This is a genomic window from Ruegeria sp. AK11 (assembly GCF_056541095.1).
Genome location: NZ_JBQFXU010000007.1, coordinates 146,617 through 153,022, shown reverse-complemented (window position 1 = coordinate 153,022; position 6,406 = coordinate 146,617). Strand labels below are relative to the sequence as shown.

General features: G+C 55.7%; 9 protein-coding genes. 5 read left to right on the top strand and 4 right to left on the bottom strand.

All coding sequences use genetic code 11. The features are described 5' to 3' along the window. Positions 1-426: 426 nt before the first annotated feature. Positions 427-921, bottom strand: coding sequence for a MarR family winged helix-turn-helix transcriptional regulator (locus ACR0D9_RS15660; RefSeq protein WP_480482318.1), 495 nt, complete (start codon positions 919-921; stop codon positions 427-429). 78 nt (positions 922-999) lie between these two features. Between ACR0D9_RS15660 and ACR0D9_RS15655 the strand changes: the two genes are divergently transcribed. Both ACR0D9_RS15655 and ACR0D9_RS15650 read left to right on the top strand, forming a co-directional pair. Further along, on the top strand, positions 1,000-1,908 hold the full coding sequence (locus tag ACR0D9_RS15655) for an EamA family transporter (protein ID WP_480539367.1): 909 nt from the start codon (positions 1,000-1,002) through the stop codon (positions 1,906-1,908). Next, a complete protein-coding gene (locus tag ACR0D9_RS15650) occupies positions 1,905-2,546 on the top strand; it encodes an NAD(P)-dependent oxidoreductase (protein WP_480539365.1) in 642 nt (213 codons plus the stop codon). Before ACR0D9_RS15655 ends, ACR0D9_RS15650 begins: the two co-directional genes overlap by 4 nt. 12 nt (positions 2,547-2,558) lie before the next feature. Here ACR0D9_RS15650 and ACR0D9_RS15645 read toward each other — a convergent pair whose 3' ends face one another. After that, positions 2,559-3,002: a hypothetical protein gene (locus ACR0D9_RS15645; RefSeq protein WP_480539363.1), complete on the bottom strand. Its 444-nt coding sequence runs from the start codon at positions 3,000-3,002 to the stop codon at positions 2,559-2,561. A 278-nt stretch (positions 3,003-3,280) separates the two neighbouring features. Here ACR0D9_RS15645 and ACR0D9_RS15640 point away from each other — a divergent pair, with 278 nt between their 5' ends. Beyond that, positions 3,281-3,724, top strand: a complete 444-nt coding sequence (locus tag ACR0D9_RS15640; protein ID WP_267367456.1) for a hypothetical protein — start codon at positions 3,281-3,283, stop codon at positions 3,722-3,724. Between the two features lie 271 nt (positions 3,725-3,995). Further along, positions 3,996-4,616, top strand: coding sequence for a 30S ribosomal protein S4 (gene rpsD, locus ACR0D9_RS15635; protein ID WP_170374584.1), 621 nt, complete (start codon positions 3,996-3,998; stop codon positions 4,614-4,616). 58 nt (positions 4,617-4,674) lie between these two features. Here rpsD and ACR0D9_RS15630 read toward each other — a convergent pair whose 3' ends face one another. After that, the gene (locus ACR0D9_RS15630) at positions 4,675-4,956 is read right to left on the bottom strand and encodes a DUF1330 domain-containing protein (protein WP_480539361.1); all 282 of its coding nucleotides are present in this window, start codon (positions 4,954-4,956) and stop codon (positions 4,675-4,677) included. 93 nt (positions 4,957-5,049) lie between these two features. Between ACR0D9_RS15630 and ACR0D9_RS15625 the strand changes: the two genes are divergently transcribed. Continuing rightward, positions 5,050-5,922 (top strand): LysR family transcriptional regulator, encoded by an 873-nt coding sequence (locus ACR0D9_RS15625; protein WP_480539359.1) that lies wholly within the window; start codon positions 5,050-5,052, stop codon positions 5,920-5,922. Here the strand turns inward: ACR0D9_RS15625 and ACR0D9_RS15620 are convergent, their stop codons facing one another. Next, positions 5,923-6,384, bottom strand: a complete 462-nt coding sequence (locus tag ACR0D9_RS15620; RefSeq protein ID WP_267365621.1) for an Lrp/AsnC family transcriptional regulator — start codon at positions 6,382-6,384, stop codon at positions 5,923-5,925. Between the last annotated feature and the right edge of the window lie 22 nt (positions 6,385-6,406).

Genomic DNA, 6,406 nt, shown 5'->3' with positions numbered 1-6,406 from the left:
TCTCATCTCCACTCTCTGATGGTTACGATGAGCCTGAAATCCTCCGCTACGCAATCAACCTAGTCTGTTCCATGGGTGCTGATGGCGGACAGGGTTCTGTCGCAAATTTCGTCCCAACCTGGCAGGTCGAACGCAGTTCTGGTAGCGCGTGCTGGGACTGACAGGAGTAGGTCGTGACGACCTCAGACACGGGTGGCAACTATTCTGTGGCAGAACCGAGGGCGAACTCGGCCAAGAATACCAAACTGCTGTACATTCCCGATCATCAGGTAATCAAGAACTGCGAAACAGAACCGAGCAATGTTCGCCTGTGTTTCATAAAATTGTAGCAATGAGAATCCTGTTAGAGCATTGGTAGTTAGTTCCAATGCAAAGTCGTATTCTGAGAGTGTGTTGGTTTCTCGGTACGCGCCAATTTTCCGGTACTTATTTCGCGTCTACGTCAATCGCCTCGCCAAGTGTTTTGAGCAATTCATTCAGGTTTTCGCGCTGCGTGGGTGATAACCCTCTCAAGAGCCGATGTTGTGTTTCAACGTGATCTGAAACGACATTTTCGATTTTTGAGAACCCGGCCTTGGTCAAACGTATCAAAAAACCCCGTTTATCTTCAGGATTTGGTACGCGCTCTACCAGACCTGCCTTGACGAGCTGGTCAATCCGGTTGGTCATTGTCCCGGACGTCACCATGGTCAGATCAAGCAGTTCCCCGGGCGACAAGCCTTCAGGCTTTCCGGATCTGCGCAGAGTCGCCAGTACATCAAAGCTGGCGAGGTTTAGCCCGTAAACCTTCCAGGTTTTGTCCATCTCTTTTCTGAGTTGAGCCACCAGGCGGGAGAGACGCCCAATCGTTTCCATCGGTCCGACATCAAGGTCGGGTCGGGCTTTGTTCCATTGCGAAATGATACGATCAATGTGGTCCATGGAAGCATATTGCGAAGATTTATCTTGACGTCAAGAGAATGAGTAATATCTTGACGTCAAGATAAATGGAGATTCCTCATGAAACATCATGTCGACATCGCGCTCACTGCAATCGCGCCGCTGGTCTGGGGCAGCACGTACTACGTTACGACTGAATTCCTTCCGGCCGGGTATCCAGTCACTATGGCTGCCCTGCGGGCTTTGCCCGCTGGCCTGCTATTGCTTGTTCTTGCCCGCCAATTGCCGCAGGGTATCTGGTGGATACGCGCCTTTGTTCTCGGTGCGCTCAACTTCACCGCGTTCTGGACATTGCTATTTGTGGCGGCATACCGGCTGCCTGGCGGTGTAGCCGCAACTGTTGGGGCGGTTCAGCCTTTGATTGTCGTATTCTTGGCCGGGGTGCTGATTGGTACGACGGTCAAGGTGTCTGCGGTGGTCGCGGCACTGATCGGTATCTTTGGGGTCGGACTTCTTGTTCTTGGTTCGGGGATTTCACTTGATCCGATTGGAGTGATTGCGGGCATCGGGGGCGCAGCCTCCATGGGGGCGGGCACAGTTCTGACCCGGAAGTGGCAAGCCCCTGTGCCCCTTTTGACTTTGGCGGCCTGGCAACTCACGGCAGGGGGGCTGTTGCTGGTACCTTTGGCGCTTCTGTTTGAGCCTGCGTTTCCACCATTGAATACGCAAAACATCACCGGCATCGTCTATCTCACTCTGATCGGGGCTGCGCTGACATACATCTTATGGTTCCGGGGCGTTTCCCGGATCGAACCCGGCGCCGTTTCAGCCCTTGGTTTTCTCAGCCCGCTTTCCGCAGTCATCATTGGATGGATGCTTCTTGGTCAGGCTTTGACGCCCACCCAGATCGCCGGAGCCGGGGTTGTGCTCACGGCAATCTGGCTTGGACAGCGTGCTGGGCAGATGGGCACTTCCGTACTTTCAAGAACTTCCAATTCACACCTCGTCTCAAAAGGAGAATGCTCATGAAACTTGTTGTATTTGGTGCCACTGGCGACGTCGGTTCTCGTGTCGTGACTGAGGCCATTTCGCGTGGCCATGAGGTTACTGCGGCAGTTCGAAATGAGGCGGGGCTCAAAAAACTACCCAAAGGTGCCAAGCCGGTTGTTGCAGATGTCGCAGACCCTGCGGCATTGGCCACTGCGATGGCTGGCCAGGATTTGGCCATAAGCGCTGTGCGTACACCGGCCGGGCGTGAAGGCGAAGTTGTTGCTTTGACCCGATCCATCCTGCATGTCGCATCTCTTGTCCGTCTTCGTGTAATTATTATTGGGGGTGCCGCTCGTCTGCATATGCCCGATGGCAGCCCGCACACTGTCTTATCAGATCCAGACTTTCTGCCTGAAAGCATAGTCCCAACCGCACGTGCATCCATGGCGCAGTGGGAACTCTGTTCATCGGATGCCTCAGCAAACTGGACCTATGCCAGCCCGTCCGCCTTATTGCAGCCCGGTGAACGCCTGGGCGTCTTCAGAACCGACACAGATAACCTGATTGTTGATGACGCCGGCAACTCAGAAATCTCCATGGAAGATTTTGCAGTGGCAATTGTAGATGAGGCTCAATCGCCCAAATTTCCACGCGCCGCCTTTACCGTAGGCTATTGAACCCCCAACAACCTAGTCGTTTTGGCAAAGCGCCCCGTCTGCAGTTCGCAAGCGGGGTGTTTTCTCGAATGCGGTATCGTCACGCGACCTTACGAAAACGAACAGGCCGCGCCACGGCATCGACAGTCGCTGACGTAAGGCAGCTATGAGCCGATTCAACAGGGCGGTCCATGGCGGCTGGTGAAATACTGCAGGTGCACCAATGACCGAGAAGAGCCCTATCGCCACAGGGCAGGTAAATGTCTCACCCAGGATGGCCAGACCTGGCATCACACCGACACCGGTGCGCAGATACGCCTGGCTTGCGACGTCCATGGACCCTAGCGTGTGCACAAGTTTGAAATAGATCGGCAGGGCCACACCAGTGCACAAGGTCAAAAGAACGCTTGTTGCCGCCAATGCTGTTACACTCGGCGTCAAGGTCCATGGACGGTCCAGCAGCAGCTTAGCGCCCATCACCAAAACGCTCCGTCGGATCGCATGTCTGACTAAGGAAGTGTGACCACCACTCTCACGAGTGGGTTTTTCCATCTTGATCTCTGATCAGAAACCATTCCCTGGGTCGCCGCAGCAAGCTGATGCTCAGATAATCAGCTTGGATCAAGGCAAACACATATTTTTGATTCACTTCTGCAACATTCTTGTGAATGCTTCATTCCTGTCTCTTTTCCGCCGGATTTGGTGCTGATAAGCAATGATTGAATATCGGGATGTTAAATAGTGCGAGTGGGCAGATGAGAGCCGGAGTTAACGGTCAGGTAGCCATTTCATGGGATCAAACTGAAATTGACGGACTCGAGGACGCGCCTCTGGCGTGTCTGGCCGTCGGCGCGGCTTGGTCATGGCGCGGACAGGCGATAGTGCTGAGCGCAGAAGCCGAGAACAGCGTCGAACAGATTGGATATGCGCGGGGCGCTGCAACCCGCATACAAAACCGCTTCCCGATTGTCCGGGAAGTTTCCGGCCACGTGACCGGTGCTTTGACACTTACCAATGGGTCGCAGCGGTTTTCAGCCAACCTTGTTGCCGACACCAATGATGCAGCACCAACCATCGTTTTCGATGGCGCATGCCCGCCACGGGATGAAGAATTCTGGATCGTCGACGTGACCGAGGTTGTGATGGTGCACAAGGCGGGTGTTGAAGGCGGCGGGAATGTCGTTGCATTTCCGGCCTGAACGCGACCTGTATTTTTTTTGATGAAAGCAGTGTGACAGCAACCGTCGCTATGCGCGCAGGGGCCTGTGCTGCCAGCGGTGAACATATCTTTGCAGATATTCGAAACTGCGTTGAATGCCGTGTTGACTCTGCCGGCTTTGCGGATATAAGCGCGGCTTCATTGGTGTTGGTGGCCCCCGCAAGGGGAAGCCTGTCATGAGGGAAATCTCAAGAGGACAACGCCCTTCATAGTTGCCCGTTTGGGCATCGACCTAAAGAAGGAGATCAGCCGTGACCAAACGCACGTCTGCCAAGTACAAAATCGACCGCCGGATGGGCGAAAACATCTGGGGTCGTCCGAAATCCCCGGTCAACCGTCGTGAATACGGCCCCGGCCAGCACGGTCAGCGCCGCAAGGGCAAACTGTCGGACTTCGGTCTGCAGCTGCGTGCCAAGCAGAAGCTGAAAGGCTACTACGGCGACCTGACCGAAAAGCAGTTCCGCCGCATCTATGCCGAAGCCGAGCGTGTAAAAGGCGACACAGGTGAAAACCTGATCGGCCTGCTGGAGCGCCGTCTGGACGCCGTCGTCTATCGCGCCAAGTTCGTACCGACCGTCTTCGCTGCGCGTCAGTTCGTGAACCACGGCCACGTCAAAGTGAACGGCAAGCGGGTGAACATCCCCAGCTACCGCGTCAAAGAAGGCGACGTCATCGAAGTGCGTGACAAGTCCAAGCAACTGGCTGTTGTTCTGGAAGCTGTTGCCCTGGCCGAGCGTGATGTTCCTGACTACATCGATGCTGACCACTCGAAAATGACCGCAACGTTCGTTCGCGCACCAGGCCTGAGCGATGTGCCGTACCCGGTCATGATGGAACCGAACCTGGTCGTCGAATTCTACGCGAAGAACTGATCTTCGCATTCCGATCCGGAATTCAGAGCCGCACCTTTGGGTGCGGCTCTTTTCATTTTCAGCCCAGCAGAACGATATCTGACGCACCTGCGCTGCGACGCAGCTCGTGAATGTCTTTTAGTTCCGGGTCGTTGATCCATCCCATCGCCGCGTCCCGGTTGGGAAAGGAAAGCAGGGCTGCAACGTCAGGCAAGTCCGGTGTGCCGTCCAGCGCGGTTGTTTCTTTGGTGGCGTGTTCGACCTTTCCGCCATGGCGGGCCAGTGCAGGCCCGGCCTGTTCGCGATAAGCGGCCAGCGCGTCGGGATTCTTTACGGTAAGTTTTGCGTAGGCATAGATCATGGCTTTGCTCCTTGATGTGTGGGCAAAAGCTAGGGTGTGATCTGCTTTGCGAAAACACGTGTATTTGCATCAGTGATGTGCGAATTTGCATGTATGGATATTCATTGGGATGATTACCGGGCCGTACTCGCCGTGGTCCGCAGGCGTACCCTGTCCGCCGCGGCACAAGAGCTTGGCGTCAACTACACAACTGTTGCCCGCCGTATAGCCCGCGCCGAAGCTGCGACAGGCGAAGTGCTGTTCGAAAGGCTGACCGACGGGTATCGACCGACAGAAGCAGCGCACCTAGTCGCTGCGTATGCTGCCCGGATGGAAAGCGCAGAACACGCAATGCTGCGCGGTTTGTCAGGGCGGGATGCCCGGTTGGAAGGGCAGCTGACCTTAACCGCGCCGCAACTGTTAATTGCCCATGTGCTGGCCCCGGCGCTGGGCGAGTTTGCTCAAAGGCACCCTGCTGTGTCTTTGCAGGTGCGCGCGGCAAACGAGATTCTGGACCTTAATCGACGCGAAGCCGACATTGCGATCCGGATCAGCCGCAACCCCGGCGATACGTTGAAAGGTCTGCGCCTGACGCAACAGCACAGCGCTTGTTTTGCCACGTCGGAATGGGCCGCGCGAATGCAGCAAGATCCGAACGCGCCCGTGGATTGGTTGCTTTATGAAAAGCAGCCGAACCTGCCGGACGGCGTCGACAAAATCTATCCGAACTCGCGGATACATATGCGCTTTGATGACATGGTCGCGATGGCGGGTGCCGCACAATCAGGGTTGGGCGTTGTTCGTATGCCGGTGTTTCTGGGCCGCTCACTTCGGGGCTTGGTGCAGGTTCCGGTCCTTTCACCGCAACCCTACGCAGATATCTGGATCGTGGCGCACCCGGACGTTTGGCCTTCGGCAAAACTGGTCGCGTTCCGCGATATCGCGGTGCCCTTTTTCAAACAAAAAAGCCCGCTGTTTACGGCGTGATCAAATCGGCAAAGGTCGCCCTTCGGCGATTGCTTCCATCGCGAAATACGACGTGACGCTGTCCAGCTCGACCTTTTCGATCAGCCGTTGATACACCTTGTCGTAAGACGCCATATCCTGTGTGACGACTTTCAGCTGATAATCGTAGTCACCACCAATCCGATGAAAATCCACGACCTCGGGGATCGTCAGAACGTGGCTGCGAAAGGCCTGTAGCCACTCGGCCGAATGATGCCGCGTGCGCAGCATGACAAAGACCACAAGGCTCAGGCCCAATTTCTCGCGTGCGATGCGGGCGGTTGAACCGATCAGGACGCCATCTTCGTTCAAAGCCTTCAGCCGCCGCCAGCAGGCGTTCTGCGAAAGCCCCGCACGATCCGCTAACTCCCGTTGCGACAGGGTGGCGTCCTTCTGCAGTTCTTTCAGAATGCGTGTGTCAATTTGATCCAATTTTGATGCCATTACTGATCATATGACACAAAGA